The organism is Campylobacter portucalensis, assembly GCF_009690845.1.
GTDB lineage: Bacteria > Campylobacterota > Campylobacteria > Campylobacterales > Campylobacteraceae > Campylobacter_B > Campylobacter_B portucalensis.
The window spans coordinates 1623-3632 of the sequence record NZ_VWSJ01000043.1 but is presented as its reverse complement, the minus strand read 5'-3'; the positions used below and the strand labels follow the sequence as shown (position 1 = coordinate 3632).

The window sequence follows — 2010 nt, the reverse complement described above, 5'->3', positions numbered from 1 at the left end:
GGAAAGAAGTTGGAAAATACAAATAAACATACAAAATTAGAAAAACTTTTTTTGAATAAATTTTTTCAAGCTCTCTTCCTTATATTTTTATTTTTTTTATTTGCTGATTGCTATCAAATTTTATTTTCTAGTATAGATAGTGTGTTGCTTATTTTAAAACAAATACCTAATAACAATTTACAGGCTTTATTATTAACATATTCGACAATGTTATTTATTGGACAAGATGCTGATTTAAATAATATGGCTGATGCTGCTGGTGTTGCAGGTGCTGCTTTGCTTGTAAATATTTTTATTGTTTTTTTGCTTATTTGCGTTAGTATCAGATATGTTTTTCGCCAGACAAAAAGATTTGCGTTGCAAAAAAAGAATTTTGACAATTTATTTTATATATTATTTTGTCTGTGCGTATATTCTGTATGCATAGTAACAATCATAAACACAAAATTTGTCTTTATACACTTTTTTAATCTTGCGGATTTTAGCATTTCAAAAATGCTTATTTCAATTACTATTGCATTAATTGTAACTTTTATTTTTAATAAATTTACAAAATTCACTTTAAAGGATAAAAAATGACAAATTTTCATGAAATATATGATAATTTGACTGAAAGCCAAAAAAGGTTTTTAAATAATGTATTTGATGAAGCAAATACATTAAAAAACAGCAACCTTAGTAGCGATGAGACTTTAAAAAAATTTGCTGATAAGGTCAGGACAGGACAAGATTGGGACGCTAAAAATAAAACTGGCGACAAGGCATTAACCGAGGGCAAAATTAGTAATGAATATTTGGGCAATTTTGCCTACGGTATGGCAGGGACAATACTAGGAATAGACCCAAAATTTTTAATAGCCGGTGCAGCTGCACAACAACAAATGAAAAATAACGATGATGATTATAATGGCGAAGGAAATAGCCAGTTTAATTTAGGATTAGGTATTATAAATGAATATTTTGAAGGAGTAAAAGCCGATATTACAAATAGATTTGAGCATAATCCATTAAACTATGGGCAAGGAGACAATCCTAGTGATTCTCAAAAAATTTTAGATGGAATAAATTTAGCCAAAGTTATGGGGTATGAAACAAATATTGGTCTTAATGATGCTATCTCTGGAACAGTATTTAATTTTTTGGGTAATTCATTTAATGCAATCGAAAATGAATTAGGAGCTTTTATAGATAAATATAACGATAGTTTTAAAAATTTTGCCAATACGCTTGGCAATTTCCTAGATTTCATAGCCCCACAATGGCTAAAAGATATTATTATCGACCTTTACGACCCAATCACCCTTGATTTAGACAATGATGGAGCAATCTCTTTAATCGCTGATAAAACAGGCTCGGCGTATTTCGACCACGATTGCGACGGAGTGGCATTTAGAAGCTCTTGGGTAAGTCCAAATGATGGAATTTTGGTATTTGATAGAAATAATAATGGTTTGATTGATAACGGCTCAGAACTTTTTGGAAATTTCACTCCACTTTCAAACAGCACAGCAAATTCAAATTTAGCCATAGACGGCTTTAATGCCCTATCTGACTTTGACACTAACAATGACGGCATTATTTCAAATTTAGATGAAAACTTTGACAAACTCCAAATTTGGCAAGACCATAATTCAGACGGAATTACCGATGACGGCGAATTAAAATCTCTAAGCGAACTCGGCATTGAAAGCTTAAATTTAAAGACCACGCAAACAAATTTAAATCTTGGCAACGGCAATTCTCAAATCTCACAAAGCACATTTACAAAAAATGACGGCACAACAAGCCTAATGGCTGATTTAAATTTCAATGTCGATACAATCAATCGCAAATTTGTTGATGAAAGCGAAATAAATTTAACAGCCAATGACTTAAAAAGACCAAATTTAAAAGGCACAGGATTTTTAAGAGACTTAAGAATAGCAGCAGCCACAAACGAAAATCTCGCAAATTTACTTAAAACTTACTCAGTCGCCACAACCAAACAAGAACAAATAAATTTGCTTGATA

General features: G+C 31.1%; 1 protein-coding gene and 1 pseudogene. Both read left to right on the top strand.

Annotated elements, in window-relative coordinates; all coding sequences use genetic code 11:
• On the top strand, positions 1-579 hold a 579-nt coding region (locus F1B92_RS09250; protein ID WP_229770989.1), incomplete at its 5' end, for a hypothetical protein.
• Positions 576-2010, top strand: a pseudogene (locus F1B92_RS08435) (polymorphic toxin type 44 domain-containing protein); the annotation flags it as partial. The gene F1B92_RS09250 and the pseudogene F1B92_RS08435, both read left to right, overlap by 4 nt.